We start from the raw sequence: 25797 nt of genomic DNA on the forward strand, positions 1-25797 counted from the left end.
CGTCTTCCAACAGGGGGGCCAGAATGGCAAGGAAAGCGAAGAAGCAGACCGCGCGGGGTCGCAAGCAGGACCGAGCGCGCGTCGTCGGCGGGCAGGATTACGAGGTGCGCTACGAGGCGAAGAAAACCCGGAAGTCGGCAGGGTCTGTGAAGAAGCCGTCAAGAAGGTCGGCAACAGCCGCAAGCGAGTTGAGCGCCGGCTCGGTTCGCCATGAAGAAGTCGTTGGGAACGACACCTTCGAAGCGTCGTTAGCAATCGCCGCTCCTCGGCAGACCGGAAGTGGCAATGAAGGTGCCCCCCTCTCGCCCCCGAAGACCCGGGGCACATTCTCGATCGGCGCAAAGTGGAATTCGCCTCGAAATGGCTGTGCAGCCCCTAGGGTTCCACCATGATCCGGAATGCCTTTTCCTGTTAGGCGGTCGCATGGGCTCGCTCCAGCGCCGCCTAGATCATCTGCTCGTTGAGCTTGACTTCGTAAAGCAGGGCTCCGGTCTCGGAGACAGGGTGAATTGCCGGACCCGGCGTCCGGACGGCGGGTGGCCATGTTCGCGTTCGTAGCGGCCCGTGTATACCTCGATTTCCATCGGCTTGGCCCCGTGGGACTCGTTGAGAGATAGATAGTGGATGGCGGTGCTACGAATCAGCGCGGGGCGGGAACGGTTGCGCGGCAACTGCCTCGGCACTAGCCTCCGGGCCGAGGAAGCGCTGGGGCCGTTATCCGGCCAACTGAGGCGGCCTGATTAGGCGAAAATGCTCGTCAGCAGCGCAGCAAGCATTGTCGCGCTAAATATCGCAACGCCAAGACAGATGCGCGCTGCCTTTGAATAGGGGTCGAAGTGAGGCTGGTTGATCATGGGCGGCCTATATTGGCGCCTGCAGAGCTTGGGGACATCAGCCACTCGGTCAGATGAGCCACCGCTTCGTCTTGCCGGCCCCCCTCAGCAGGATTGGCTAATCGAGGCACCGCCTTGGCCTTCGAGCGCAGGCGCATGGCCTCGTCAGTCAGACGTTCTCCCAGTGATCGGGTTTGTTTGAAACGACGCCGCTTGCTAGTCATAAAGCTGCTCCTGTTTGTGTGGGGCGGGAGCGCGGTGGCGGCGTTCTCGTCACCGATAGTTGCCGAGAGCCGTGCGGTGATGAACTGACAATGACCCCGCGGAAGCTGGGATTCCATAACACCCGTTAACTGTCTGAAACTCTGACAAGCCTGCTCGGCCGCGGAACGCACGACAGGAATAAGGGCATAGGCCCCAGGCGCGGGAACGGAGTTGTCACGACAACTATAGTGCCATGCATTGCAGTCCAAACGCGTGGTTGCCGCTGAGGCGCCATCACGCACGCCCGACAGATTCGATCCGCGCTGACAAATGGCCTCGGTGCCGAGATCAAAAGCGATCTTAAGGCCACGCAAAAAGTGAGCGGAAAGCCGTTGTGATGCTCGAGCCTAATCTCGGGCGGCGCCGGGACCACAGCTAACCGATTTGATCTGTCCAGCTGCATTGAAGATCAGAAGCGCGCTAACTAAGCCACTGGTCGTGATGTAAGAGACCGCGACGTAATCGCGGTTTGGCTGCATGTCGTTCAACCCGAAGGCGGGATAACGCTTGAGCCTGTCGACCCAATAAGCCCGGAGCGCTTCCCGGCCAGTCAGCGTCTTCTGGCCTCCACAATCGCAATGGATCACCGCATCATCGGCAAACATGCCAACGATATCTTCAATGTCGCCAGCGCGGTAAGCATCAAGCCAATCAACCGCCGCGGCCATCGGGTCAAAGGACATATTCCTCACCTACATGCCTAAAGAGGTGAGATTAGAGCGTTTCTAGAGGCGCCGCCTACGAATAGATGTCTGCTTAGCCTGACTTTTTATTTCGGTTCTCTAACAGCCAGCTCTGCGCGATTTCTGAGGCGTCAAACAAGCCGCAGGGGCAGTTGCAGCCGATCGTCGAGATGTCGAACGACAAAGCCCCGCAGGGCCGTCGGCACGTTGGTCTGTGCAGATCGCAACGGCGCTGGATTTCGCGGGCGACGTCTTCGGATACGTCTTCCGACCAGCGCTCGGCGGTGTTGAAGCCGATCAGCCGAATCGAGGTCGGTCGCCACGATGTCGGCCTCGCGCCGCGCGCGGCCGATCGCCCCGAAATCGTCGGCGACCAGGTAGATGGTCTGATCCGTCGATGAAACGATCGAGGGTGCCTAGCTGGGACCGACGCATGACGCAACTCCACGCAACAAGGGAGCGGGCTCGCCCCTTGTTGCCAATCCGCAGCAGAGGCCCCGGCGTGGCGCGTCCGGGGCCTCGCCTTGTGCGGTAGGGTTCTCGGCTTGGAGAGAGCCGAGAAGTGAATTCAAACCCCCATCGAAGGTGGCGTCAAGTCTCGGGAAAAAGCGGAAATTGTCTCGCCAGGATTCACATGGTTTATTTCCGGACCGGAGCGTCGTTGGGATGATCCGACCAACAGGGCAGGTAATTTTCATTTCGTATTTTTTCAGCCCTAGAACGACGACCGTTGCTTCCTGGCGGACAGCGGCTCGGCGACCCAGCTTGGCCCCAGCATGATCCGGATGCTGGGGTTTCTTTTATGAGTAGGAACGAAGCGCAAGCATTGGCATTTGTCGCCCTGTTCGGTGCCGCACCGCTACAGGCACTGAGACGCCCAGCTGCACACTGGCCCCAGCTTCACTGCTGGGGCCCTTTCTTATCACGCCGTCTAGATAGGGCACTGCCGCGACAAACGACAAACTAAGACACCCAATCGCATCGGGAAGGAGTAGCAATTTCTGACACCAGTGTTAGTTTTAAAGCCTCGGGTCACGTCCCGATTCATCAAAGGACGACTGGCCCCGGCACCAGTCTCAAGGTCCCCAAAGGTGCTGGGGCCGTTTTCTGTTAGAGGCCGCCAACTGGGGCGGCCTACACAGGCCTAATTTTTGTTTTCAGCTTACGATCGATCAGCATCTCGGCCCGGCGCTTTGCCAGTTCTGCCAATCGTGTGCGCACGGTATGGCGGGTCGTTTCTCCGCCGATCTCAATGATGATCTCGAACTGATCATCATATAGGCGTTTTACGTCGAAGGTGACGCCCCTGTGGGTGAAGGTGCTTGGCATACGCAGAGGATAGCAAATCGATGTGCGGTCCTTGTACCGGAATGCTACGGGAAATTGTCCCGGTGTAGGAATGGAGCCATGCAAGGCCACTTGCGGAGGTGGCCTTAATCTCCCGCGTCGCTGGTTAGCGGACTTCCTAGGCCGAGGCCTTCATGGTCCGCTCGACCTCATCAGCTAGCTCCGGTGGTGTGCCGCCAGCTTGGCAAACAGGTCTTTCCTTGTCGGATTGGTCGCCAACTTGCTGATCAGCTAGCGCCGCGCTGGATGCGAAGGTCCAACTCGGCCTCGACGCGCTCGGACTGCGCTGGGGCCGTTTTTGCGAAGAGGTCGCCAACTGAAGCCGGCCTCAATTTGTCGCCGTGTTCGTTTGGTTTGCTTATCGTCCCGGTGGCCGCGGATGCCTTCGGGCTCGAAGAGATCACGCCGCAGGACGACGGGGTGCTGGATTATCTGAGCTATGAAGGCAAGGGGTTCGGATCATCTTTGTATTCGATACCCTTGGTAAGATTTCGCATATGCGGTGCGCCCCTTCCTCGCGGTGATGACGCGTCCTTATCGCGCAACATGGTTCTGGAGTGGAATTCGGCAACGCACGATGGTCTGGCCTTGCTCGCGGACCAGCTGCAGCGTTCCGTCGAGCGCGCGCACCCGTTCGTGCATGCCGGTCAGGCCTCTCCCAAAGGTCAGGTCCGGCGGCAGGCCAATGCCGTCGTCCGAAATCTCGAGCTGAATTTGATCGCCGTCGACGATCGCGGCGACGCCCATCGTGGTCGCGTGAGCGTGCCGGAGCGCATTGGTCACTCCCTCCTGGATAACGCGGTACGCGGTTTGCGAGAGCAGGGCATCGAGCTCATCCAGACGATCGTCGAGCCGGGATGTCACGCGGAGGCCGGGCGCCTGGGATCGGGCGTTTCGCAGCAACGTCTGTACGCTTGCGGCTAATCCAAGATCCGCAACATAAAGCGGGCTCAGTCCCTCGAGGACGCGCCTATTCGCCTGTTGCAAGGCTTCGGCTGCGCTGAGGATGCCATGCGCCGGCGAACCCGGCTCGGGCGGGCCCTCCGTCTCGGGATCCGACAGCGCGGTAGCGTTGGCGCGGATCGCGAACAGAAGCGGGCCCATCTCGTCATGTAGCTCCCGGGCGAGCTCGCGGCGCTCCTCGTCCTGCACGGCGACGATCTTGCGCAGCAGGTTCCGATTGTCTTGGCTAAGCCGCCTCAGCGTCACTGCAAGCTGATTGGCTTCCGCACAGCTCTCGCGGATCTCCGGAGGGCCGGCCAGCGGAATGGCGGCGACGTAATCGCCGTTTCGCATCCGGGTCAATCCGGCGCCGAGTTGAGCCAGCGGCCGAAGCGCCGCGCCGGTCGTGAAATAGGCGCTCAGCGCGGCGAGCAGCATCAGCGCCGAGCTCGACGAGACGATCGCAACGAAGCCCGCCCATTTCTCCTCGATGTCCGGCGACAGATCGGGACTGAAGACGATGTCCCCGACATGCGACGCTCCGATCCTGATCGGATGCGTGGAGCCGAGCTCCGGAACCTCGAGCAGGGCAGTGAACCACGCGGGAATGTTGCCGCGGTGGCGGTCCGCCGCGCTGCGCTGCGGCCGCGTTCCAGGCGGCACGAATGCGATGGTCTCGGACCTCCCGAGCTTGTCCGCGAATGCGTCGAGGGTTTGCGGCGGATTGCCGGCGACTGCGAGCGCGGCATTCAGCGCATTGGCCACCAGCTCGGCGGAGCGCGCGGCCTGGGCGTTCTCATTCTCGAACTGCTCGGGGGAGACGATCTGCAGGGCGAGGCCGCCGAGCAGCAAGGCGCCGACCACCATCGCGGCCATCGGCAGCAACAGCCGGGCACGAAGTGAGAGGTGGTTCCAGAATCTGTTCCAGAGTCTTGTCACGTCGGGCTCCGTTCAGCGATTCTTCTCTTTCAATTTCCGCGCGAAGTTCTATCAAAGGCAGGGGAGAGAATGATGCACGATACCTCCAAATCGTCCATGAGAGTATTGATCGTCGACGACCACCCGGTGGTGGTGTCGGGCTGCCGGTCCCTGTTTGCTTCCGACAAGGCGGTGAAAATCGAGGAGGCCGCCGATGCCAAGGCCGGCTTGCGCGCCTTTACCCAGAAGCGGCCGGACGTGACCGTGATCGACATCAAGCTTCCCGATGTCTCCGGATTCGAGCTGCTGCGCAGGATCCGGAAAGACGACCCGGTCGCCCGGATCATCATGTTCAGCATGAACGACGATCCCGCTTTCGTGGTGCGAGCGGTGGAGATGGGGGCGCAAGGCTATGTCTCCAAGAGCGACGATCCGCGCCTGTTCGTCAAGGCGGTGCGCAAGGTCGCGGCAGGCGAGCGGTTCATTTCGCCGCATCTCGCGGAGGCGATCGCGTTCGCCGGCGCCGCGATCAAGGCCAGCCCCGCCTCGCAGATGTCGGCGCGGGAGCTGGAGATCTTGCGGTTGCTCGGCCGCGGCGACAAGATCGTCGAAGTCGCATCAGCGCTAGGCATCTCCTACAAGACTGTCGCCAATGCCACGTCGCTGCTCAAGCAGAAGCTCGGCGCGAAGAACCACTCAGACCTGGTACGGATCGCCGTCGAAATGGAACTTGGCTGATCCTTGCATAAATTGAACTGGTCGCGTGCAGTGACGCGGACAATTCTTCATTGCCGTACACCAGGCGGCATTCATCAGGCCAAATCGAAGCGACGAACGCACCGGTAGCGGCAATCTTCAAGCAAGAGCTTCACGGCTCACCAGTTCGGGAACGACCAGCCCTGCCATTCCGGCTCGCGATAGCTCGCGAAGCGCTGACCGCGCTGTGCAAGTCGCTGGCGTCTCTCGCGCTGCGCCTGCCGGGTGGGCTTTGCGTGTCGCGCGCTGCGCTCGGGGCGCGCCGGCGGAGCTGCCCGCGACGCATCAACCTGCGCAACCGTCGCGGGCGGCGCAGCGGGGACCGGCGCCGCGACAGCCGCCGAAGCTGTGGGGGCAGGCGCGGCGGCAGGGAGCGGGGTGCTGGTGTCCATGCGTATCGCCTCCGGCCATTTGTGCTGCGAGCGAATGCGGATGATCGTGCGATCGATGTCGTTGCGAGCGACGGTGACTGGCGCCGGGGCTGAAAAATACCAGTCGGTGAGAAGCAGCAGGCCGAGCAGCGTCGCGCCTGTGAACAGAAAGTACCGGACCAGAGGCATCAACAACCTTCACCGCAATCCCGGACCGCATATCGGCACCGGCGCCGATCAACGGGAGAAAATGGCAAACGTTCCTCGCCGATCGCATGCGCTGAAACAGCCGCCCGCGGGCGGCCTCATCACGTCGTCGGTACGCTCACCAGGTCACCCAGTTGCGGCCGCGCCAATAGCCGCGCCCTTCGTGCTCGCGGAAGGTGAATCCCTCGCGGCCCCCAGCGCCAATTGTCCTCGGAACCACGACGCGGAATTCACGCGGATAAGCATAGGTCTCATGGGTGTGCCAGCACACCCGCCCAGCGCACGCGATCGCCGCCGATGCGCTGATCGCGGACGCGGTCAGGAGGCCAGCGCCAGGATGGCGCCCGCGGCCGTCTCGCCGAGCGGTCTCATCTCATACCTCCTCAGGTCGGAACCTTTGCCGCTGCGCCAACATCCCGGTTTTGCTGCCGTCCCTTATGTCGGGAAAAATATGCAAATGGCTGGGAACGATTTGCCTCGGTGGCGGTTGATAACCTGCTTAAACGTACGCAATCAACTTCCCCAAAGGCTCCGGCGCGGTTCCCCGCTGCGCCGGAGCCAATCATTGTGCCGGGTCGCGGCGAACGGGAAAGTGCGCCGACCGTGCGTTTGGCGCGGTAGGGAATGTTGATCAAACAAGTCAACCGGCTGCTTTCTCAAACCACACGATGGCTGCCGGCTCTGAAACGGGATGAGGGCTATTGCCTGCGCTAGACGGAGCGGCAACTGTTGCCGCGGCAGGCATCGCCAGATTCTTTGTCGCCCTCGATTGGACGAACTGGTTCGATATCACGATCAGTGCAAGCGAGAAAAATGCCACCACCGACATGGATGCGACCTGGTCGCCAGCGCCCATCTCAGCCACTCCGTGTTTGCCTCGGACGGTGAACGTTGCAGAAACCGGTTCGTTCCTGGAGGCGGGAAAAACCGGCAACATGCGGGCGCCGCCGCCGGCGCGGCTGCCGGCCGGCTGATGAAACCCGCCATAAGTCGCATGCGGCAGCCGCGAATCGACAGCGTCCGCCTCGGCGCGGCTCCTGATCGGCACGACCCTCGCCTGGTATGCGATGCTTTTGGTTTTCGTCGAGTCAGGACCATGCCAGTGGCGCCGGCCTGCCTGGTGCTGGTCGGCACGTCGGCTTCAACGTCAGCTTAGCGCCTCGCCTGCGGCGCGCTTCTCGGCCGCTCGGGTGGCATGGATCGTGGTCACCGCCCGGGCGCGCGCCAGCTCCTTGGTTCGCCTTCCGCTTATCCTGGAGCGGCAAGCCAGCGGTCCTTTCCTTTTGGGCGGCAAATGCAAGGGCGCCATGGTGGCGTTCGAAGCCGCTCGCTGACGGATGGCCACCGGAAACAATGTTCGTATGGTCGCGATGATCAACCCGCCGACGGTCAATGCCGTCCGGCGACCCGAGCGACCGTCAAGCTGATTAAGCCGATCGTCTCGCGCTACTTTTTACGCAGGAGTTTTGACGGCGCCATATCTTCTGGCACCGCTCGAGGTCTCCGCGGCGTTTTACTCCGCCGAACACGAGGGACGCAATTGACGGCGCCTCTATTCTCAACTCGAAGTGTCCAAGTGCCTTGGGGGCTGCATGACTGTCGGTGCGAAGCGGCTGGTTGATCACCTGCGGCGGAGAATCGACGCGCTAGCTGCGTGCCTTCGTCACAAGAAATCCACCGTCTATGACACTGTTCGCGCCGTCGACCGGCTTTTGCGGAGCCGTCCTTAGGGGCCGTGATGGCCAGATCATTGCGCTGAATCGGATCCGCGATCACGCGCGGGCGAAAGCTTTCTGATCGGCCTTTCGAGCGCTTCTCCACCAAAGGTCGAAGATTCGGAGAAAATTGGAAACTTTTGCCATCGCGCTGAGTTGGCAGCGACTGGATGCGGTCGCTTGGAGCGTGAGGATGGTCGACGAAGTCACGGTGAGAAGGGCGGCAGAGACGGCCTGGATCGTGTACCGGGCGGCGCACCCTGACGTTGACGTTCACCACAGCCGCCGCTGCCTGCTCGAGCGCTATTTGCACAGGAGACGGGAAGAGCGAGAGAGCGATGCCGAAGATCTCGCCAGCTTCGGGATAGCCTACTTGCACCAGCCTCCCGAAGACGAAGGTTGACGGGCGTGAAGATGTTCGTCGCGCGGATGGTCTGCGAAAGCACAAAGCCCAGTTGGACGCTGCTAGCGATTTCATACCTCAGTTCCGCGGTCGTTGTGATTGCCATGCAGTCCGTGGTCGGGGCCTAGCATGCGGATCGCCCAGCTTGCTCCATTGGCCGAGAGCGTTCCGCCGAAGCTCTATGGCGGCACGGAGCGCGTGATCGCCTGGCTTGTCGACGAACTGGTCGAGCTCGGACACGACGTCACCCTGTTCGCGAGCGGGGATTCGAAGACAAAGGGAAAGCTCCATCCTGTCTGGCCGCGTGCGCTGCGCCTGGGGCGAAGGGGAACGGATCCGAACGCCGCATGCGCGCTGCTGATCGAAGCCATCGCCGATCGCGCGGGCGATTTCGACGTGATCCACTCCCACGTCGACTGGTTGCCTCTTCCGGTGCTAAGCCGGACCGGCGTGCCGTTCCTGACGACAATGCACGGCCGGCTCGACCTTCCCGGGCTGTCCGATGTGATCGGGGCTTTCCCAGACGCGGCCTTCGTCGCGATTTCCGACGACCAGCGTCGACCACTTCCGGATGCGAACTGGATCGCGACGATCCAGCATGGGCTGCCCAATGATCTGTTTAGGCCGTCCTGCGAACGTGGTTCGTACCTGGCCTTCCTCGGGCGGCTGACGGCGGACAAGGGACCGGAGGCCGCCATACGCATCGCACGCGCCGCGCGGACGCCGCTGCGGATAGCGGCCAAGATACCGCGCTCGGAGACGGCCTACTTCAAGAAGAAGCTCGAGCCGAACATCGATGGCGGGGAGATCCAACTTGTCGGCGAAGTGGACGAAATCGGGAAGCAGCCGTTCCTCGCCGGGGCCGCCGCGTTGCTGTTTCCGATCGCGTGGCCGGAGCCGTTCGGGCTCGTCATGATCGAAGCGATGGCGTGCGGGACACCTGTGATTGCCTACCGAGCCGGCTCGGTGCCCGAAGTGGTGGAAGACGGCGTCACCGGCTTTATCGTGGATAACGAGGACCAGGCGATCAGGGCAGTGAACGAACTGGGCCGGCTGGACAGAAGAGTGGTCCGCGCCCGGTTCGAGGAGCGCTTCGCCGCAAGTCGGATGGTGAAGGAGTACGAACGCCGATATCGCGAGCTGCTCGGCCGCGGAGGACGCGAAGGATTCGAGACGGGGTCAACCATATCGCGCCCGGAAGTCGGCACGGCTTCAGAGTCTCTTCGTTGAGTCGCCGATCAGGAGGCTCGCATGAAAACCATTCTTTCCACGGCGGCTTTTGTTCTTCTCGCGACGGCCGCCCTTGCGGACGAAGTGCCTCCTCCACAGCCGGAGGTCCAGCAGGCCGGCGACTCCGCAAGGCAAGCGGAAGACTGTTCGAATGAGGTTTGGCAGCTTTGCCTTCACTCCCAAGGCAAAGGAATTGTCGTCCGGCTCGTGAGCACCGAACATCGTTAGTGGACCGGATCCTGACCCCCATCAAGCATGGGTAGAATCCTTTGCGCCCCGTTTCGACTGAAAGGAGCGATCAGGAACAAGTGGCAATCGCGGGCGTTGGGGCCCGGCATCTTGAACGGGTGCGGCTCACGTTGGAGGAGATAATCGATGAAAAGCTTTCTTGCCGTCGCTCTGCTTGGCACTGCCGTGATCGGCGGCGGCGCGTTCGCGCAATCCACCCAGCCCGCCGATCGCGCCGCGCCGGCGGTCACGGCCCAGCCGGCCGATGCGAAGATGGCGCTCAAGGGAAATTGGCGCGCTTCGAAGCTGATAGGCCTGAACGTCTACAACGAGGCCAACGAGAAGCTCGGAGACATCAACGAGCTGCTCGTCGACAAGAGCGGCAAGATCAACGCGGTGGTGATCGGTATCGGCGGCTTTCTGGGCATGGGCGAGCACGACATCGCCGTCTCGATGGACAAGCTGAAGTTCGTCGAAGAGCCGGTCCGGACCAGCTCGAGCAGCACGTCGACCAACTCGCGCGACACCACCACCGGCGCGGCTTCGACGAATACGACGAACCGCAACGCGAACGATTGGGTCCCGGACCACGCGGTCATGAGCGGCAACAAGGAGCAATTGAAGGCGCTCCCGCAGTTCAAATACTCGGACTACAATTAGTGCGGCGAGAACTCACGGAAAAAGGGCCCCCGCTGGGCCCTTTTTTCTGCCGGGCCCAATGGTCCAAAAAAATCGCCCGGTTTGCGGGCGAGCCTTTCATGCGGACTGTTCGCTCAGTGCATGTGAACTATCCAATAGCCGACGCCGCCAACAACGAGCACCGGGGAACGGCCCATAAAGTCAGTACAAGCATTTTCTCCTCCAATGGCCTTCAGAACGTTTTCGCGAGGCCGGCTCGGCAATGCGATGGCCGTTTACTGTTCGGTGCAGACCTTGGTGGTCTTCACGGCGGACTCGGCTTCCGTCTTGGTCTTGTAGACGCCGTCGCCCACGACCGTCGTCGTGGTCGTCGTCGGCTTGGTGTCGACAACGGTGCACTTTTTGGTCGTTGCATCACGAACGATGTAGAACTCGGCGGCGCTGGCGGCCTGGGTGCCGAGGGCGAAGGCGGCGAGGCCGCCGCACACGATCAGCTTCTTCATTGACTCCTCCAATGGCTTCTAAGTAGTCACTGCCAACGGGCAGGCGGGCGCGAAGTTCCGTTTCTTCCCGGCAGTCGGAAGGCACACCGCTCATGTCGCGAGACTGATTTCTCGCGGCGACAAGAATTTCCACCGGCGCCGTCTCAGCCGATTTGCCGAAACTTCCCGTTCTGGAACCTGGCCCTTCGTCCGGTGTTGTTCGGCGACCAATTAGGAGGATTTCAGATGAACAAGCGTTTATTGTTGGCTACGACCGCCGCAGTTGCGCTCGCGACTTCGGCTCTCGCACAATCTTCTCCGAGCACGTCGAGCTCCAATCCGTCGGCTACGCAGCGTCAACAGGATTCCACGTCGACGCCGCCGTCCTCTTCGACGTCGACACCGTCGTCCAACTCCGCTCCGGGATCCGCGCAGACCAACCCTTCGACGAATGCGGCCCAGACGCAGCCTCCGCCAGCGACCGGCCAGAGCGCTGCAGGCCAAACGTCCAACTCCGGTACGGGCACCAACACCACGCAGGCGCCCACGTCGAACAACTCTACCAACCAGGCGCAGACGAGCCAGCCCTCCAACCAGACTAATCCGCCTTCGAACCAGGCGCAGACCAATCCGCCTGCGAACAATCAGACACAGAGCGCGAACCCACCGGCTTCGGGCACCAATCAGGCTCAGTCTCCGACGGGTAGCAATCCGACCACCACGGCCCGGCAGCCGAGCAGCCACCAGAACACGGCCAATCGCTCGTCGAGCACGAACGTGAACGCGTCCGTGAACATCAACGATCAGCAGCAGACCCGGATCAGCACGTCGATTTCACACCTGGATGTGCAACCGCTCAACAACGTGAATTTCTCGTTGTCGATCGGCACGGCCGTGCCGCGCGATGTACATCTGCAGCCGCTGCCTGCGGAGGTCGTCGAGATCGTACCCCAGTACCGGGGCTACAACTTCGTGCTGGTGAGGGACGAGATCGTGATCGTGGAGCCCTCCAGCTACAAGATCGTCGCGGTCCTGCCGTACTCGGGCCGCTCCACGGCGGCCGCGCCGGCGCGCACCGAACAGCGCAAGACGACCTTCAGCGACAAGGACCGCGAGGTCATCCGCAAGCACGCCAAAGCGCGGCCGGTCGAGCGCGAGCGTCGCACCACCACCGGCAGCTCGGTTCGTACCGAGATCCGCACCGGAGAGCGCGTGCCGGAAGGCGTGGAGATCGAAGCGTTTCCCGAAGAGGTCAATCGGGATGCTCCGAGCCTTCGCGAGTACCGGTACATCAACCGGGACAGCCGGACCTACATCGTCGAACCCCATGAACGTCGCATCATCGAAGAGATCGACTGATCTCGCCAAGGAAGGAGAATATCCATGAAGAACATCGCGCTTGGAGCTCTCGCCGCGACCTTGATGGCGTCGTCTGCGAGTGCGGCACCTCTTGCACCTGCAGCCATCGCGTCGACTGAGGCTGCGGGCATCGAGCAAGTCCGTCTTGTCTGTAACGAGTATGGCCGCTGCTACCGGACCCGCGGTCCCCGCTATGTCCAACGCTACTACGGCGGAGACGACGGCTACGTGGTTCGCCGCAGCTACGGCTATTACAATGGTCCAGGCTACTACGATCGCGGCTACGGCTACTACGGCGGTGGCCCAAGCATCGGTTTCAGCTTCGGCACCCGGAGCTGGTGAACTAGAAATGGGGCCGCTCTCTGAGCGGCCCTTTCGCCGTCGATTACGTTTTCGCGGTGATGAGATGTCTGCTATTGCGAAGCTCCTGGGACAGAAAGAGCAATTACCGGCGCGGCTCGAAGCCGGTCTCGGCCCGAACGAGCGAGCCGAAATCCAGGCGCTCGCTCCTCGCCAAGATCGAGACTGCGCTGAAGTTGCTCGGCACCCAGGAGTCCGCCGCTGCAGGCGAAGAAAGACGGCGCGTGTCGTGGTTGTTGTTCATCACTCGCTCTTCCACCAAGCGCTCGCGGCAGATATCCTAGGAAGCAGGACGCGCTTTGATCTCTGGCTGGCAGCGGCACATGTCCTCGCCAAGCGTTACAGATAAAACCAATGACGCTGCCCGCCGACGGCGAAGAAGGAGCAATTCATTGCTGCTTGTCCTGGCCGTTGGATTTCTAGTCTTTGGCGCCGCAGCGGGCGCACTGTATTATGCGCTGCGGCCGGAAGTTCTCCGGATCGCAGTTGGACCTCCCGGAAGCGATGATCACAAAGTAGTTGAGGCGATGGCCGATGCCTTCGCCAGCGAAAGCAGAACTGTCAGGCTGTCCCCGATCAAAGCCGACGGGGCGGTCGAATCCCTCGCGTTGCTTCGTGCTGGGAAGGCCGACCTTGCGGTCGGTCGCGGCGACCTGGATATGCCCGCCGACGCGCAGACCGTCGCCACGCTGCGTAAGAACTTCGTTGTGCTGTGGGCGCCTTCCGGACTTGCGGGCAAGGCCTCCAAAAGAAAGCACGCGCCGAAAATCAAGGAGATCGCCGATCTCGCAGGGCATCGTGTCGGCGTAATCGGGCGGACCCCGGCGAATGCTGCTTTCCTGCGGGTTATCCTTAGCGCCTCCGGCGTGCAGGCGGACAAGGTCGCGATTATGCACTTTGGGACGGACCACATCGAGGAGCTGGCACGCGACCCGACCCTCGATGCATTCATGGCGCTCGGTCCGCTCGATAGCAAAATCACCTCCGACGCCATCGCTGCAACGACCCGCGTGCGAGGCGCGCCGAAGTTTCTCGCGATCGAGACATCGGAAGCCATCGCCCTGAAGCACCCGCGGTATGAATCCGAGGAAATTCCGCCCGGCGTCTTCAATGCCGATCCGGCTTGGCCTGATGACAAGGTTGAGACGGTCAGCGTCAGCCATCTGATCGTGGCGCGAAAGACATTGTCTGAAGCGACGGTGGCGGCCTTTTTCCGGCAATTATTCGCTGTCCGTCAGGCGATTGCCAGACAAGTGCCGGGGGCTGCACACATTACCAAGCCTGACACCGAGAAAGATGCCGAGCTGCCCGTGCACCGGGGAGCGGCGGCCGTCATCGAAGGTAACGAACGCAGCTTTCTTGACAGATACGGCGACTACTTCTGGTTCGCTCTCCTGCTCCTCTCCGCGATCGGTTCGGCCGGCGCCTGGTTGCGTCGCTATTTGAATCGGGACGAAAGGGAGGAAAACACCAGCCATCGCAACAGGCTCCTGGCCATGGTTTCCAGCGCGCGGACCGCGGAAACCAACCAGGAACTGCTGGCCCTGCAACGCGAGGCTGACGCAATCATCGCGGAAACGCTCGAAAGTTACGATGATGCCGCCATCGAAGAAGAAGAGCTGGCAGCCTTTGGCCTGGTGCTTGAACTGTTGAACCATGCCATCGTCGAAAGGCGAGCTGCGTTGCAACGAGGTCCCCTTGAACCGGTTCGAGGCGCGGCAGTGGGTCACAGCCTTCCGCCTCGGGGATAAGGTCTCGTATGAGAAAACTGCACCTTGGGAAAATGATTCTGCGGCTGCCTTCATTCGATACCTTGAAAAGTGACAGTACGCGAACTCGGGCGTGTGCACGTCACCAGCGGATTAGTGGGCCAGCGCGTCCGGACGAAGCTGGAACTGGACCACCAGGGGGCTCGATAGTGTGGCGTCCGTCGCTCCCGGATGTGGCGCGTCGATAGCCTCGATATGAAACGGTGTGCGGTTGCCGGAAGCCAGCCGAACAGCCTTCCAGCCCGCTGCGGGATCATCGATCCGCCCATCGATCTGCTTGTCAAAGAACCCATCGGATAGGGCACGCGCCACGGCGCAGCTCGAGATCGGCGCGAACGACATTGGCCGTATCGTCAAAAGTGCGAATGGGCCCGAGGGCGGTGTGTGGGTCATCGCCGAAACCAAAGATCTCGGCACGTGATTACGGAGCATCGTATGCGTCGTCGTAGGCGTATGGCCCGCCTTAGTACCCGGCGCCATTGTACCTTGGACCGTAGTCGTAGTAGCCCGGACCCGGTCCCCAGGCATACGCCGAGGAGGCAAGCCCTTCGATGACCGCGCCGGCGATCACGCCTCCGGTCGCCCCACCATTGCAAACTTCCTCATCGGATCATTCCTTTCTCGTTTCTTTCCCGGCTCGACAACGGGAAAACCAGGCATTGGTTGCTGGTTGTCCGCAATGCCTCGGCGCCGGGGCCCGCGCAACAGCTTGACCGAAGGCAGGTTCAATCCGCACTGCGGTGCGGCCACTTTCTGAGCTGGCCGAGCCGGATCTCGAGTGTAGACTTGGCTGGATATTGGGGCGCTAAACACTTTTGAATTTGGCGCCCATGTGATTGTGATTGCGTTACAATCTTTTTCCTTTGGGGGCCTCATGTTCGATCCGGCAATGACCGCGCTTCTGTGTATCGTCCTCGACGAGGTCTGCGAAGACGTGTCGCGCTATGAGACCGGCGCACGCACCCACGTAGCTTTAAGTATTTTGGAAGCCGCGACGAATGGCGACACCTCGCCCGAGCGGCTGAGGCAGGTCGGCCGCGAGGCTCTTCACGGCGCGCCGACGATGTGGCGATAGCGGGCGGGAGCGGGTGGCCTGAACTTCCAGGTCACGGTGCTGAAGATCCTGGTGAGCTATCCCGACGGATTCGCCGTCATGCCGGACCTCAAGCGCGACCTGGCGATCCTTGCGACGAGCGGACGGGACTGGGGCGAGCGGACCAAGCGCTCGGCCGCACGCATGCCGGATCTCGACATCTTCTCGCAAGGACTGGTGGAGCGCCTGAACGGCGGTTGGCGCATCACAGAGAAGGGCCGCGCGGGGCTGGAGCTCATGGAAGCCGCCCGGCCTTCCGACGTAGAGCTGCGAAGCGAGGGACCCCGGGCCGAGTCTTCGCCTGCAGCGCCCAGATCTCCGCTTCCTGGCTCAACCCGCGAGGGCTAGACCCAACGGCGTCAGCGGCGTCGACCCGTCCGGGAGCGGGCGCGGGCGAAGGCTTTCTGACTCCGCCACGGGCCGCCGTACTGGCGGCGCTTCGGGGAATTCGAAGACTTTCATCACCGTGCTGCGCACCGGCCCACAATCGCAAGGTGGGAGCGGCGCGCCGTGCGTCGTTCCGCTGCGGCAGGAATCCTAGACCCGGGGGTAGGCGTTGCGGTCGCGTCCCGGCCGAATGCTGCCGGAGGGCGAGAACGACGGCACCGAGGCTTCAGCCAAGGAACGGAGCCATGGTCGTCCGGTTGACTTCTGAAGACAAACTTCAGGAGGTCAACATGGCCATGGAAGATCGCGAGACGTTCAGCTTGATCGGAAGTGACAAGGTCGAGGGCTCCAACGTGTACGGGGCCGACGGCGAAAAGGCCGGCTACATCGAACGCGTCATGATCGACAAGATAAGCGGCAAGGTATCCTACGCGGTGCTGAGCTTCGGCGGTCTGCTCGGCATCGGTGATGATCACTATCCGCTGCCGTGGCAGGCACTGAAATACGACACCAACCTTGGCGGCTACGTCACCGGCATCACCCACGACCAGCTCCGCGGCGCTCCCAAATATGCCGATGAGAGCAGTTGGAACTGGAGTGACCCCGCGACCACGCGGGCGGTGAATGCCTATTACGGTGTGCCGGTGGCTTGAGGCGGCACTCGGGGCCACGACCCTGCCGTTACGCGAGACCCACCCGCCTTTCCGCCTTGGTCCCGATGGAGACTTAAAAGTGAGTGCTGCAATTCGCGTTCTGGTCGTGGACGATGAAGCTCTGATCTGCAGCTTCATCGAGGACGCCTTGTGCGACGGCGGTTTCGAGGCTTGCTCGGTCCATTCGGGGGAGGTGGCCCTATCCACCTTTCGCGATGGGCGAGAGGGGTGTCGGGCGTTGCTGACGGACGTCAACCTGGGTAGCGGCATCAGCGGATGGGAGCTGGCGCGGCAGATCAGGGAAATCACGCCTGGCTTTCCTGTCATCTACATGACGAGCGCCAGCGCGCCAGACTGGAAATCGCAGAGTGTCGATGGCAGCGTCCTAATCGAGAAGCCCTTTACGCCCGCGCAATTGGCTGCGGCCGTCTCGCAGCTACTCGATACCGGCCTCTCGCCGGGTTGAACCGGGATCATTGTGAGCTTCCGATCCTTCGGTCGAGCCCGCAGATGGTGGCTATGCCGTGAGGGCACTGGCGATCGGGGCCCAACCTCGCCAAGAAGCCGCGCAAGGCATCAAGCGGGCAGAAGAAAATGCTGATGCCGATCAAGGCAAGAAGGCCGCGAATGAGGCCCCAGTGAAAAGCCGACGGCCAGGCCGCAGGGGAAGTCTGCCTGTGTCACGGGCCCCATGGAACGAACGGGCTTACCGCGCGTCGAATCACTTCCCACCCGGCGCACTCCCCCTAAGGCTTCGCCGGGAGAAAGCCTGCCCATCAGGGTTGGCGGTCCTGATGCACATTATTGGGCGAGGACCCTCGGAGGAGGGGCAATGAGCAATGAGCAATCGCATATCGGAGCGGAGAATGCCGACCCCGACCGAAGGAGAAGCTCGAAAGGTCTTTAGTGACGCGGATGCCAAAGTGGCGGTGTCGAGTATGAACGCGCCCAGCAGGCGTTCCATGCGAACCGGGAGTGCCTGAAGGCGGAACGATTGGCCCGCGAGGCGGCAGCGAGACATCTAAGGCCTGAACAGCCAGAAAATCTGAAGATCCGCAAGGTCCGATTCGGCTTGCGATGATGCAGCGACGGTGGGAACACTGTGCATGAGCAACTGAACGGCAAGCCCGCGGTTGGGATCCAATGAACAGGCTTTACCCCCTGGTTCTGGAGCACCGGCTTCCAAGCCCGGTCCGGTACGGTACGGCATCTCCGCCTGCATCATGGTGGTGTGCGCCGTGCTGCAGACGGCGCTGCAGACTCAGACCGGGGCGCCTGGATATTTCCTGCTTTTGCCCGGCGTTTTTCTCTCGGGCCTGATCTTCGATCGCGGCTCTGGAATATTCGCGGCCTTCATCGCTATCGGCGTGGGCGCCTACCTCAGCTACGCAGGTGGCTTCGGCATCGATTTCCTCGCGACGAATGCACTGTTCGCGATCACCGCCGCCGGGACAGCCATCGTCGCCGAATTTCAGCGCGCGGAACTCCGACGCGTCATGCAGGCGGACAAGACCAAGACCTTGCTGCTGCAGGAGATGGCGCACCGGACGAAAAACAATCTCGCAATCCTTGGCGGCATGATCCGGCTGGAGGCAAGGCACGGCGGGCCGGAGGTCGCGGCTGCGCTGGAAGCCACCGCCCGCAGGGTGCAGGTGATGGCGGAGGTCTACGACCATCTTGCGCTCAAGGAGGACTCGCGCTCGGTCAACATGCGCTACTTCCTAAATGACGTGGTTGAGAAGGTCTTCCAGTCCTTGGCTCCATCTGGGCCGGTTGCCTTCCAGGTGGTCTGCGAGGACATTCTCCTGCCGAACAACCACGCGCTTGCGCTCGGCATGATCACGAACGAATTGGTCACGAACTCGCTGAAGTATGCTTTTCCTGGCGACAGGCCAGGAAACGTCGTTGTTTCTTTGTCGAAAGGAGACGGCATCGAGCTGTCGGCGTCCGATAATGGCATTGGCCTGCGGGAGGGAGCAGAGCCGGGCGGACTGGGCTCCCGCATCGTGCACCTGCTCACTCAGCAGCTCGAGGGCGAAATCACATACGAACGGCTGGACCCGGGTCTGCGCGTCCAGGTGCGGGCGCATCCGCGTTAGCATTCCTTATCGCTAGGGACAGGTCCATCTGAAGGGGAATTGGCATTGCGTCAGGAGCCGGTGCACCAAGTCCTTCTTGCACCTGCTTGCCTGGCAACGGAGGAGGGCCCCATGTCGACCGTCGCAAAGCTTCTTGCACGGAAGCAGGCGCTCCTGCAGCGACTACAGCGTGATCCCGGACCGAACGAGCGGGAGGAAATCGAGGCGCTGATCGCCCAGATCGAGACAGTACTAACGCTTCTCGGCGGCGGAAACGATCATGCGTGCGCTCAAGGACGACGACTGGATGGTGCGCGAGATGGCGGCCGAGACGCTGGGGCTCAATGTCAATGGTGGGTTGGTCGCCGCCGCCGCCGCGTTGGGCGAGATCGCTCATCCGGATGGCGAAGTGTTCCTGGCGGTCATTGCCGATGACCCGGATCCAGATGTCAGAAAGAACGCGCGCTGGGCCCTGCAACAGATCGTGGCGAAGAAGGCAAAGGCGAATTCGTAGGTTTGTACCCGAATTCTGCGAATGAGAGCAACTGCGCTCAATCGGGTTGAGGCAGTGGGTGGAACAGCGTTCGTACGTCGGCTAGGGGCCAGAGTATTTGCTTGCGTGCCGTGGGTCGCGGCCTTGAAGAGAAGCTGCGCGGGCCAGCTCCTCAACTCGGGGGCTCCAGCGAACGGGCGAGCCAACCAACCCGATCCGTCTCCGTGGGATCAACGGCAACTGAGACCTTTACGGTCCGCCCACAGGTGGCGCACTCGAACATGCGCTCCTCGAATCCACGCTTGCCGGCCGAGACGCGCGCTAGAGCCATTTGGTGCTTGCACACCGGACACGTCGGGCGATCGTTGGTTGTCGGGCTCACGGAGCTGGAATGCGGCCGTAGTAGTCGTCGACCGATCGGGCGACCGAGGGGTCTGACCAGTTCCAACTGCTCTCGTTGCTGTACCTTGGCGCTCCGCGCAACTGGCTGTCGTTAAGTCCCGTAATGTAGCCGCCGAGGTTGGTGTCGTATTTGAGCGACTGCCACGGAAGGGGATAATGATCGTCTCCGATGCCGAGGAAGCCGCCGAATCCCAGCACTGCGTAGGAGACCTTGCCACCAATCTTGTCGATCATCACCCGTTCGATCGAACCAATGCGTTCATTGTCGGCACCATAAACGGCGGTCCCTTCGACCTTATCGCTGCCGATCAGATTTCCAGTCTCCCGTTCTTCGTAAGCCATGCGATCCTCCTCATGATGGAGCCCAACCCTGGGCAGTTGTGGTCGTTCCTAAGAGACCTTTGGCTCGCCAATGCTTTCACCAAATTTGAGCTAGGCGCACCGGTCAGCGGCCGTCTCAAAACATCGAGTGGCGGAAAGGTACCTCATCCTATTCACCTGAGCGCCGGCGGTTTGATTTGGAAGTATGTACAAAACTGTACACTGGAGGCGAAGGTGCGCGCGTCGCCGCGCGGCTAGGATCAAAGGTGAGCTATGAGGCGAAGAAAACCAGGACTTCGGCAGCGTCGGTGAAGAAGTCCGTCAAGAAGGTGGGCAATAGCCGCAAGAGAGTTGAGCGCCGGCTCGGGTCGGCGGTGAAAAAGTCGTTAGGAACGGCACCTTCGAAGCGTCGTTAGCAATGCGTCGCTCCTCGGCAGAGCGGCATTGGACGAATGAAGGTGCCCCGGCTCTTGCCCCCGAAGACCCGGGGCACATCGATCAGTTTGGAGCGGCCCCGGCCGCAAGCGCGTCGATCGTCGGCCGAGTTGCGGTGCCGGTCGGAGTTAGGGCCTGGTCGGCAGCAATCAACTGGTGCTAATTCGATCCCGAAAGCGCGCTCGTTCGGAAGCGGAATCGCCGCGGGCTGGTCGCAGTCTGTCGCCTATCTGACGTCGGCGATCGTGGCGAGTGAGACAATGATCGGCCTCAGTGCTCTCCCCGGGGCGCTGGGCCTTTGCTTCTTCAAAGGTGCCGGATCTCCGAGTGTGGCGGTCGTGCGGACCCCCGTGCTTGCGGCCTTGACCGGCTTCGACCAACGCGAGGCGCAGACTGGCGGGATGGAGCCCGAGACCGGGCAGGACGCGCGCAATGCGACCGTCTGCCGTCACGACAAACGCGGCCGCGGGATGCGCGTAGCGGCCGTGGTCGCGGTCGTAGACCGCTTCAAATCCGAATGCTCGTGTCAGTGCCGCGATATCGCCGGCATCGCCGCGCGAGACGTGGGCGGCGTCGCCCAGCGCTTCGAGGCCGACTTGCGCCTGCTTCATATCCTTCGCGTTCTCCGGGGTATCCTGCGGGTCGAAGCTCACGACGTGCAGATCGAAGTCCTGACCGGGACGCAGGCCGGACTGCCGGAGCGCATCGGAGACGGTGCTGACTACCGGGCCGCACAACGTATCGCAGGTAAAATCTGCGAGGACCCACACGCCAGGCTCGCCGGTGAGCCATTCCCGGATCGGCCGTGCGACGCCGTTTTCGTCGCGCAGGCGGACGCTCAGCGGTAGCACGGCGCCGAGCCGGGGGGATGCCTCGACCCCGGCGAGATCGGACCCGGTCAACTCGGCGCGCGCCGGCGCCAGCGCTGCGCAGACCAAATAGACGGCAAGCATCATTTGGCGATGCATCGCTTCTGGCCTTCACTTCTCCCTGCCGGGCAACACGGTCTCGAGCAGCTGGCGCGCTGCGCCGCGGATGACGCCGACTTCGTTCGGGTCGCCCTTGGCGAGCGCGATCGAGAAGTTCTTGGCTTGCTCGAGCGTAATATGCGGCGGTAGCGGGGGCACTTCCGGATCGGTCTTGACTTCCAGCACCACGGGGATGTCGCTCGCGAGCGCCTGATCCCAGGCCGAGCCGAGCTGTGCGGGGTCGTCGACATAAATCCCCCGCAGTCCGATCAGGTCGGCGAAACGCGAATAGGAAACGTTGGGGATGCGTTGCGATGCCTCGAACTTGGGATCGGCATTGATGATGCGCTGTTCCCATGTCACCTGGTTGAGGTCTTCATTGTTGAATACGCAGACGATCCAGCGGTGATCGCTCCAGTCGCGCCAGTATTTGGCGACCGTGATAAGCTCGGCCATGTTGTTCATCTGCATGGCGCCGTCGCCAACCAGCGCAATGACGGGACGATCGGGCGCTGCATATTTGGCGGCGATTGCGTAGGGAACTGCCGCGCCCATCGATGCCAGGCCGCCTGACAGCGAGGCGATAAGGCCGGGACGCATCTTCAGATCACGGGCAAACCAGTTGGCGCAGGAGCCGGAATCGCTGGTGATGATCGCGCGATCGGGAATACGCGGCGACAGCTCCCATGTCACGCGCTGAGGATTGACCGGCTTGGCCGGCTGGTGCGCGCGATCCTGCAATGTCTTCCACCAGGTCCGGACGTTGTGCTCGATCGTCTTTCGCCAGCTGCCGTCGCTCTTCTGCTTCAGGCGCGGAAGCAGCGCGCGCAGCGTCTCCCCGGCGTCGCCCACGAGGCCCATCTCCATCGGAAAGCGGATCGAGAGCATGCCGGCGTCGATGTCGACCTGGACGCCGCGGGCCTGGCCCTCCTTGGGCAGGAACTCGGAATAGGGAAACGCCGAGCCGATCATCAAGAGCGTGTCGCACTCCATCATCAGGTCGTAGCTCGGCTCGGTGCCGAGCAAGCCGATCGAGCCCGTCACCCATGGCAGGTCGTCGGGCACCACGGCCTTGCCGAGCAACGCCTTGGCGCATCCGGCCGACAGCCGGTCGGCGACAGAGGTGACCTCGTTGGTCGCGCCAAGCGCGCCGGCGCCGACGAGCATGGCGACCTTCTTGCCGGCGTTGAGAATGTCGGCGGCGCGCTCGAGGTCGGCCTCTGCCGGAACGATCCTCGGCGGAGTGTATCCGACGCCGGACCGCAGCGTGCCGTGTGCGCGCGGCGGATCCTCGTAATCCTCTTCCTGCAGATCATTCGGCAGGATCAGCGCGGTCACGGTGCGCCGGGCGAGCGCAATGCGCGCGGCGCGGTCGATCAGATGACGGACCTGAGCGGGCGAGGAAGCCTGCGCGACATACGCGCTGGCGACGTCCTTGAACATCGAGACCAGGTCGAGCTCCTGCTGATACTGCCCGCCCAGCGCGTTCCGCGCCTGCTGGCCCACGATGGCGAGCACCGGCTGATGGTCGAGGAGGGCATCATACAGACCGGTGATCAGGTGTGAGGCACCGGGGCCCGACGTCGCGATGCAGACGCCGAGGCGGCCGGAAAATTTGGCATAGGCACACGCCATGAACGCCGCCATCTCCTCGTGGCGCGCCTGGATGAAATCGATCTTGCCTTCGGCGCGATTGAGCGCACCGAACACGCCATTGATGCCATCGCCGGGATAACCGAAGAGATGCCGCACGTCCCAATCCTGGAGGCGCCGCACTACGAAATCGCCAACGGTCTTGGACATCGTGCATATCCCGAAAGTTGAATGTGAGCGGTGAACGGCGGGGATTGGCAGCCGTTCCAAAGCGACCGTCCCTCAAGTAGGAGGTGGCATCGGAGAAGAGATAGGCAGGCGCAATGGTCACCGAACGTGTGAGGATTCGCCGCGACATGATGGGACGCAGCTGCTTGTTCGAGCAGACCTACCCGAGCTTAGCGAGAGCCTTGGTGGCTCTCCGCCCGCAGTCTAGTCTGGTCTAGTCGGCCGATAGAGGAGCGCCGGTCAAGGACCAGCTTTCTCCATCAAATGTCGCAATCCGCAGAGCTCTGAAGGGTGTGTAGTCTCCGGGCCGGGTGCCGATCGCGACGCCTGGGAGCATCATCGGCAATCGTTCGCCATTCAGCGAGGTAGCCTGCTTCATGAGGTTCTCGCGGGTCAGGTCGTCGCCGCATTTGCGCAACGCTAACTCCACGGCGTGCACGTTCATATAGGCCACGAGCACAGAATAGTCGTCCGGGTTGGCTGAAGGTGCGTATGCCTTCAAGAACTGCTTGTAGGCCTTGACCTCCTCATCGTTGGCCCACGCCGGGTCGCCCGGTTGCTTGAGGAATTGCGTTGTAACCAGCCCTTTCGATGCTTCGAGGCCCGCGGGCTTCAGGATAGTTTCGACCGATGCGGTCGAGCCCCCGATCACGTGCAGGGGTTTCCAGCCGAGCTCGTAAACCTTGCGGATCGATTGCGCGGCGGCCTTCGACGACGACTGCTCGATCAGGGTGTCGACGCCGGCGGCCTTCAGCTGCACGATCTGCGAGTCGATCGTCGGATCGGCGAGCTCGTAGGAGGCCTGGGCGACGATCAGCTCGGCCTTCGGACCGAGGCCGGCGCGGAGGCCCTTCAGGTAGTCCTTGCCATAGTCGTCATTCTGATAAAGCACGCCGATTCTGGCGTCCGGCTTTACGGTGAGGATGTATTTGGCGACGACGCGGCCTTCGGTTTCGAAGTCGGGATAGAGCGGGATCGTCCAGGGAAAGGCCTTGGGATCGTTGAAGCGGCGTCCGCCGGCGGTGATGAACAGCTGCGGCACCTGCTTGGCGTTCAGGTATTTCTGGATCGCGACGTTGGGCGCGGTGCCGATCGTGCCGACCTCGGCCAATATGCCGACGTCCTCGATCAGCTTGCGCGATTGTTCGACCGCCTTCGGCGCGCTGTAGGCATTGTCGAGCTGCGTGAAGTTGATCTTGCGGCCGTTGATGCCGCCTTTGGCATTCAGCATCTCGAAGTAGCCGACCACCGCCCGCCCGGCGCCCGCGCCGAACGCGGATGCGGGACCACTCAGCGGCGTCGATTGGCCGAGCTTGATCTCGGTATCGCTGGCACCGGGACCGTAGGCTTTCTGAGCATAGGCAGGTACCGCCAGCAGTACTGACACCGCGCCGGCCATCAGCGCCCGGTTGATGATGTGGTTCAAGTTCGTTCCTCCCTGCAATTGCTTCTTCTTGAAATCGATCCGCGCTAGCGCAGCAGCTCGCGGGCGATCACCACGCGCTGGATCTGGTTGGTGCCCTCAAAAATCTGGGTCAGCTTGGCATCGCGCATCATGCGTTCGACCGGATAGTCCATCGTGTAGCCGTAGCCGCCGAAGATCTGGACCGCGTCGGTCGTCACCTTCATCGCCATGTCGCTGCCGACGCATTTGGCCATGCTGGCAAGCACGTTGAGCCGCTTCCAGTCGCCGGCATCGCCGGCGTGGGCACATTCGTAGACCAGCGCGCGGGCCGCCTCGATCTGCATGGCCATGTCGGCGAGCATGAACTGCACGCCCTGGAACTCGGCGATCGGTTTCTTGAATTGCTTGCGCTCCTTGGCGTAGGCGACGCAGGCATCCAGTGCGCCTTGTGCGAGGCCGACGGATTGCGCGCCGATGGTCGGCCGGTTGAGGTCGAGCGCGCGCATCGACGCGCGAAAGCCCTTGCCTTCCTCACCGACGAGATTTTCCGCGGGAACGCGGACATTGTCGAAGAAGATCGGCGTGTTGGGCGCGCCGCGAAAGCCCATCTTGCGCTCGTGGCGGCCGAACGTGATGCCCGGCATTCTCTTCGGCTCGACGATGAAGGCGCTGATGCCGTCTGCACCGGCGCCGTCACTGGTTCGCGCCATGACCACGATGTAGTCGGCCGCGACACCATAGCTGCACCACTGCTTGCGGCCGTTCAGGACATAACTATCGCCGTCCTTGTGGGCGCGGGTGTTGAGCGCGGCGACGTCGGAGCCGGCCTGCGGCTCCGAGATCGCGATTGCCGTGACCACGCCACCCTCGGCGATGATCGGCAGATACTTCTTGCGCTGCTCCTCAGAGCCGAAATGCAGCAGCGGCATGATGAACATGGTGTTGAGCGCGGCGATCGACGCACAGGCAGGGGAGACCTTGGAGATCTCCTCGCGCGCGATGCAGGCCATGGTCAGGTTGCCATTCGGGCCGCCATAGCGCTCCGGCACCCAGAGCTGCATCAGTCCCATCTCGCCGAACAGCTTGACCAGTTCGAGCGGGAAGCGGTCGGTTTCGTCGATCTCGGCGGCGATCGGCGCCACGTGCCTGGCGACCATTCTGCGCACGTTGTCACGGAACGCGACCTGCTCCTCGGAAAAACTCATGCGAACTCCCGTTTCGTTTTCTTTGCCGGA

28 protein-coding genes and 2 pseudogenes are annotated in these 25797 nt (G+C 62.3%); 17 read left to right on the forward strand and 13 right to left on the reverse strand.

The features are described from left to right. Positions 1-23: 23 nt before the first annotated feature. Positions 24-214 (forward strand): annotated as a pseudogene (locus tag ACVMB1_RS08450) (DUF3606 domain-containing protein). Between the two features lie 1230 nt (positions 215-1444). Here ACVMB1_RS08450 and ACVMB1_RS08455 read toward each other — a convergent pair. Then, positions 1445-1780, reverse strand: coding sequence for a nuclear transport factor 2 family protein (locus ACVMB1_RS08455; RefSeq protein ID WP_057017189.1), 336 nt, complete (start codon positions 1778-1780; stop codon positions 1445-1447). Between the two features lie 152 nt (positions 1781-1932). Here ACVMB1_RS08455 and ACVMB1_RS08460 point away from each other — a divergent pair, with 152 nt between their 5' ends. Further along, entirely contained in the window at positions 1933-2181 is a 249-nt protein-coding gene (locus ACVMB1_RS08460) for a hypothetical protein (RefSeq protein ID WP_057017190.1), read from the forward strand. A gap of 733 nt (positions 2182-2914) precedes the next feature. Here ACVMB1_RS08460 and ACVMB1_RS08465 read toward each other — a convergent pair. Both ACVMB1_RS08465 and ACVMB1_RS08470 read right to left on the reverse strand, forming a co-directional pair. Beyond that, positions 2915-3109: a hypothetical protein gene (locus ACVMB1_RS08465; RefSeq protein WP_057017191.1), complete on the reverse strand. Its 195-nt coding sequence runs from the start codon at positions 3107-3109 to the stop codon at positions 2915-2917. 552 nt (positions 3110-3661) lie between these two features. Next, on the reverse strand, positions 3662-5008 hold the full coding sequence (locus tag ACVMB1_RS08470; protein ID WP_309143531.1) for an ATP-binding protein: 1347 nt from the start codon (positions 5006-5008) through the stop codon (positions 3662-3664). A gap of 72 nt (positions 5009-5080) precedes the next feature. Between ACVMB1_RS08470 and ACVMB1_RS08475 the strand changes: the two genes are divergently transcribed. Continuing rightward, positions 5081-5725 (forward strand): response regulator transcription factor, encoded by a 645-nt coding sequence (locus ACVMB1_RS08475; protein ID WP_253587185.1) that lies wholly within the window; start codon positions 5081-5083, stop codon positions 5723-5725. Between the two features lie 137 nt (positions 5726-5862). On the opposite strand, the gene ACVMB1_RS08480 is transcribed toward ACVMB1_RS08475, so the two are convergent. Both ACVMB1_RS08480 and ACVMB1_RS08485 read right to left on the reverse strand, forming a co-directional pair. Continuing rightward, entirely contained in the window at positions 5863-6303 is a 441-nt protein-coding gene (locus ACVMB1_RS08480; protein WP_253587184.1) for a hypothetical protein, read from the reverse strand. A 658-nt stretch (positions 6304-6961) separates the two neighbouring features. After that, positions 6962-7369 (reverse strand): hypothetical protein, encoded by a 408-nt coding sequence (locus tag ACVMB1_RS08485; RefSeq protein WP_159109474.1) that lies wholly within the window; start codon positions 7367-7369, stop codon positions 6962-6964. 860 nt (positions 7370-8229) lie between these two features. Here ACVMB1_RS08485 and ACVMB1_RS08490 point away from each other — a divergent pair. The 4 genes from ACVMB1_RS08490 (at position 8230) to ACVMB1_RS08505 (ending at position 10557) form a co-directional block, all read left to right on the forward strand. Continuing rightward, positions 8230-8439 (forward strand): hypothetical protein, encoded by a 210-nt coding sequence (locus ACVMB1_RS08490; protein WP_141343182.1) that lies wholly within the window; start codon positions 8230-8232, stop codon positions 8437-8439. Between the two features lie 129 nt (positions 8440-8568). Then, on the forward strand, positions 8569-9669 hold the full coding sequence (locus tag ACVMB1_RS08495; RefSeq protein WP_141343183.1) for a glycosyltransferase family 4 protein: 1101 nt from the start codon (positions 8569-8571) through the stop codon (positions 9667-9669). A 21-nt stretch (positions 9670-9690) separates the two neighbouring features. Next, positions 9691-9897 carry a hypothetical protein gene (locus ACVMB1_RS08500; RefSeq protein ID WP_141343184.1) on the forward strand — a complete coding sequence of 69 codons (207 nt, stop codon included), beginning with the start codon at positions 9691-9693 and terminating at the stop codon, positions 9895-9897. Positions 9898-10044: 147 nt separating this feature from the next. After that, positions 10045-10557, forward strand: coding sequence for a PRC-barrel domain-containing protein (locus ACVMB1_RS08505; protein ID WP_057017196.1), 513 nt, complete (start codon positions 10045-10047; stop codon positions 10555-10557). 254 nt (positions 10558-10811) lie between these two features. Here the strand turns inward: ACVMB1_RS08505 and ACVMB1_RS08510 are convergent, their stop codons facing one another. Continuing rightward, entirely contained in the window at positions 10812-11039 is a 228-nt protein-coding gene (locus ACVMB1_RS08510) for a hypothetical protein (RefSeq protein WP_057017197.1), read from the reverse strand. A 225-nt stretch (positions 11040-11264) separates the two neighbouring features. Here ACVMB1_RS08510 and ACVMB1_RS08515 point away from each other — a divergent pair, with 225 nt between their 5' ends. Further along, positions 11265-12377, forward strand: a complete 1113-nt coding sequence (locus ACVMB1_RS08515; RefSeq protein WP_141343185.1) for a DUF1236 domain-containing protein — start codon at positions 11265-11267, stop codon at positions 12375-12377. A 24-nt stretch (positions 12378-12401) separates the two neighbouring features. Continuing rightward, positions 12402-12719 carry a hypothetical protein gene (locus ACVMB1_RS08520; RefSeq protein WP_057017199.1) on the forward strand — a complete coding sequence of 106 codons (318 nt, stop codon included), beginning with the start codon at positions 12402-12404 and terminating at the stop codon, positions 12717-12719. A 103-nt stretch (positions 12720-12822) separates the two neighbouring features. Here ACVMB1_RS08520 and ACVMB1_RS08525 read toward each other — a convergent pair whose 3' ends face one another. Beyond that, complete coding sequence (locus ACVMB1_RS08525) at positions 12823-12981, reverse strand: hypothetical protein (protein ID WP_159109475.1); 159 nt, start codon at positions 12979-12981, stop codon at positions 12823-12825. Between the two features lie 79 nt (positions 12982-13060). On the opposite strand from ACVMB1_RS08525, the gene ACVMB1_RS08530 reads away from it, so the two are divergent. After that, positions 13061-14488 (forward strand): TAXI family TRAP transporter solute-binding subunit, encoded by a 1428-nt coding sequence (locus tag ACVMB1_RS08530; RefSeq protein ID WP_456848483.1) that lies wholly within the window; start codon positions 13061-13063, stop codon positions 14486-14488. A 111-nt stretch (positions 14489-14599) separates the two neighbouring features. On the opposite strand, the gene ACVMB1_RS08535 is transcribed toward ACVMB1_RS08530, so the two are convergent. Continuing rightward, entirely contained in the window at positions 14600-14848 is a 249-nt protein-coding gene (locus ACVMB1_RS08535; protein WP_456848485.1) for a hypothetical protein, read from the reverse strand. 532 nt (positions 14849-15380) lie between these two features. On the opposite strand from ACVMB1_RS08535, the gene ACVMB1_RS08540 reads away from it, so the two are divergent. The 6 genes and pseudogenes from ACVMB1_RS08540 to ACVMB1_RS08565 all read left to right on the forward strand — a co-directional run. Further along, positions 15381-15581: a hypothetical protein gene (locus ACVMB1_RS08540; protein WP_141343189.1), complete on the forward strand. Its 201-nt coding sequence runs from the start codon at positions 15381-15383 to the stop codon at positions 15579-15581. A gap of 36 nt (positions 15582-15617) precedes the next feature. Further along, the gene (locus tag ACVMB1_RS08545; protein WP_375162615.1) at positions 15618-15947 is read left to right on the forward strand and encodes a hypothetical protein; all 330 of its coding nucleotides are present in this window, start codon (positions 15618-15620) and stop codon (positions 15945-15947) included. A gap of 329 nt (positions 15948-16276) precedes the next feature. Then, complete coding sequence (locus ACVMB1_RS08550; RefSeq protein ID WP_253640101.1) at positions 16277-16639, forward strand: PRC-barrel domain-containing protein; 363 nt, start codon at positions 16277-16279, stop codon at positions 16637-16639. Positions 16640-16718: 79 nt separating this feature from the next. Further along, complete coding sequence (locus ACVMB1_RS08555; RefSeq protein ID WP_076826395.1) at positions 16719-17105, forward strand: response regulator; 387 nt, start codon at positions 16719-16721, stop codon at positions 17103-17105. A 772-nt stretch (positions 17106-17877) separates the two neighbouring features. After that, a complete protein-coding gene (locus tag ACVMB1_RS08560; RefSeq protein ID WP_456848487.1) occupies positions 17878-18738 on the forward strand; it encodes a sensor histidine kinase in 861 nt (286 codons plus the stop codon). A gap of 244 nt (positions 18739-18982) precedes the next feature. After that, positions 18983-19231: pseudogene (locus ACVMB1_RS08565) on the forward strand (HEAT repeat domain-containing protein); the annotation flags it as partial. Between the two features lie 357 nt (positions 19232-19588). Here ACVMB1_RS08565 and ACVMB1_RS08570 read toward each other — a convergent pair. Beyond that, a complete protein-coding gene (locus tag ACVMB1_RS08570; RefSeq protein ID WP_076826400.1) occupies positions 19589-19954 on the reverse strand; it encodes a PRC-barrel domain-containing protein in 366 nt (121 codons plus the stop codon). A 176-nt stretch (positions 19955-20130) separates the two neighbouring features. Here ACVMB1_RS08570 and ACVMB1_RS08575 point away from each other — a divergent pair, with 176 nt between their 5' ends. Further along, positions 20131-20349 carry a DUF3606 domain-containing protein gene (locus ACVMB1_RS08575; RefSeq protein ID WP_141342315.1) on the forward strand — a complete coding sequence of 73 codons (219 nt, stop codon included), beginning with the start codon at positions 20131-20133 and terminating at the stop codon, positions 20347-20349. 168 nt (positions 20350-20517) lie between these two features. On the opposite strand, the gene ACVMB1_RS08580 is transcribed toward ACVMB1_RS08575, so the two are convergent. The 4 genes from ACVMB1_RS08580 to ACVMB1_RS08595 form a co-directional block, all read right to left on the reverse strand. Continuing rightward, positions 20518-21324, reverse strand: coding sequence for an SCO family protein (locus ACVMB1_RS08580; protein ID WP_456848489.1), 807 nt, complete (start codon positions 21322-21324; stop codon positions 20518-20520). 24 nt (positions 21325-21348) lie between these two features. Continuing rightward, positions 21349-23139, reverse strand: a complete 1791-nt coding sequence (locus tag ACVMB1_RS08585) for a thiamine pyrophosphate-requiring protein (RefSeq protein WP_253640100.1) — start codon at positions 23137-23139, stop codon at positions 21349-21351. A 232-nt stretch (positions 23140-23371) separates the two neighbouring features. Beyond that, positions 23372-24556, reverse strand: a complete 1185-nt coding sequence (locus ACVMB1_RS08590) for an ABC transporter substrate-binding protein (protein ID WP_244558760.1) — start codon at positions 24554-24556, stop codon at positions 23372-23374. Between the two features lie 71 nt (positions 24557-24627). Next, entirely contained in the window at positions 24628-25767 is a 1140-nt protein-coding gene (locus ACVMB1_RS08595) for an acyl-CoA dehydrogenase family protein (RefSeq protein ID WP_456848491.1), read from the reverse strand. Between the last annotated feature and the right edge of the window lie 30 nt (positions 25768-25797).

The sequence above is a fragment of the Bradyrhizobium sp. USDA 4504 genome (genome assembly GCF_054063995.1).

Bases quoted from the DNA above. Each gene is read 5' to 3' on its own strand.
- ACVMB1_RS08505 (WP_057017196.1), top strand. From the start codon at position 10,045: ATGAAAAGCTTTCTTGCCGTCGCTCTGCTTGGCACTGCCGTGATCGGC.
- ACVMB1_RS08535 (WP_456848485.1), bottom strand. From the start codon at position 14,848: ATGTCGTTCGCGCCGATCTCGAGCTGCGCCGTGGCGCGTGCCCTATCC.
- ACVMB1_RS08585 (WP_253640100.1), bottom strand. From the start codon at position 23,139: ATGTCCAAGACCGTTGGCGATTTCGTAGTGCGGCGCCTCCAGGATTGG.
- ACVMB1_RS08500 (WP_141343184.1), top strand. From the start codon at position 9,691: ATGAAAACCATTCTTTCCACGGCGGCTTTTGTTCTTCTCGCGACGGCC.
- ACVMB1_RS08550 (WP_253640101.1), top strand. From the start codon at position 16,277: ATGGCCATGGAAGATCGCGAGACGTTCAGCTTGATCGGAAGTGACAAG.
- ACVMB1_RS08490 (WP_141343182.1), top strand. From the start codon at position 8,230: ATGGTCGACGAAGTCACGGTGAGAAGGGCGGCAGAGACGGCCTGGATC.
- ACVMB1_RS08530 (WP_456848483.1), top strand. From the start codon at position 13,061: ATGTCCTCGCCAAGCGTTACAGATAAAACCAATGACGCTGCCCGCCGA.
- ACVMB1_RS08510 (WP_057017197.1), bottom strand. From the start codon at position 11,039: ATGAAGAAGCTGATCGTGTGCGGCGGCCTCGCCGCCTTCGCCCTCGGC.
- ACVMB1_RS08515 (WP_141343185.1), top strand. From the start codon at position 11,265: ATGAACAAGCGTTTATTGTTGGCTACGACCGCCGCAGTTGCGCTCGCG.
- ACVMB1_RS08570 (WP_076826400.1), bottom strand. From the start codon at position 19,954: ATGGCTTACGAAGAACGGGAGACTGGAAATCTGATCGGCAGCGATAAG.
- ACVMB1_RS08465 (WP_057017191.1), bottom strand. From the start codon at position 3,109: ATGCCAAGCACCTTCACCCACAGGGGCGTCACCTTCGACGTAAAACGC.
- ACVMB1_RS08540 (WP_141343189.1), top strand. From the start codon at position 15,381: ATGTTCGATCCGGCAATGACCGCGCTTCTGTGTATCGTCCTCGACGAG.
- ACVMB1_RS08520 (WP_057017199.1), top strand. From the start codon at position 12,402: ATGAAGAACATCGCGCTTGGAGCTCTCGCCGCGACCTTGATGGCGTCG.
- ACVMB1_RS08580 (WP_456848489.1), bottom strand. From the start codon at position 21,324: ATGATGCTTGCCGTCTATTTGGTCTGCGCAGCGCTGGCGCCGGCGCGC.
- ACVMB1_RS08475 (WP_253587185.1), top strand. From the start codon at position 5,081: ATGCACGATACCTCCAAATCGTCCATGAGAGTATTGATCGTCGACGAC.
- ACVMB1_RS08595 (WP_456848491.1), bottom strand. From the start codon at position 25,767: ATGAGTTTTTCCGAGGAGCAGGTCGCGTTCCGTGACAACGTGCGCAGA.
- ACVMB1_RS08525 (WP_159109475.1), bottom strand. From the start codon at position 12,981: ATGAACAACAACCACGACACGCGCCGTCTTTCTTCGCCTGCAGCGGCG.
- ACVMB1_RS08590 (WP_244558760.1), bottom strand. From the start codon at position 24,556: ATGGCCGGCGCGGTGTCAGTACTGCTGGCGGTACCTGCCTATGCTCAG.
- ACVMB1_RS08455 (WP_057017189.1), bottom strand. From the start codon at position 1,780: ATGTCCTTTGACCCGATGGCCGCGGCGGTTGATTGGCTTGATGCTTAC.
- ACVMB1_RS08480 (WP_253587184.1), bottom strand. From the start codon at position 6,303: ATGCCTCTGGTCCGGTACTTTCTGTTCACAGGCGCGACGCTGCTCGGC.
- ACVMB1_RS08495 (WP_141343183.1), top strand. From the start codon at position 8,569: ATGCGGATCGCCCAGCTTGCTCCATTGGCCGAGAGCGTTCCGCCGAAG.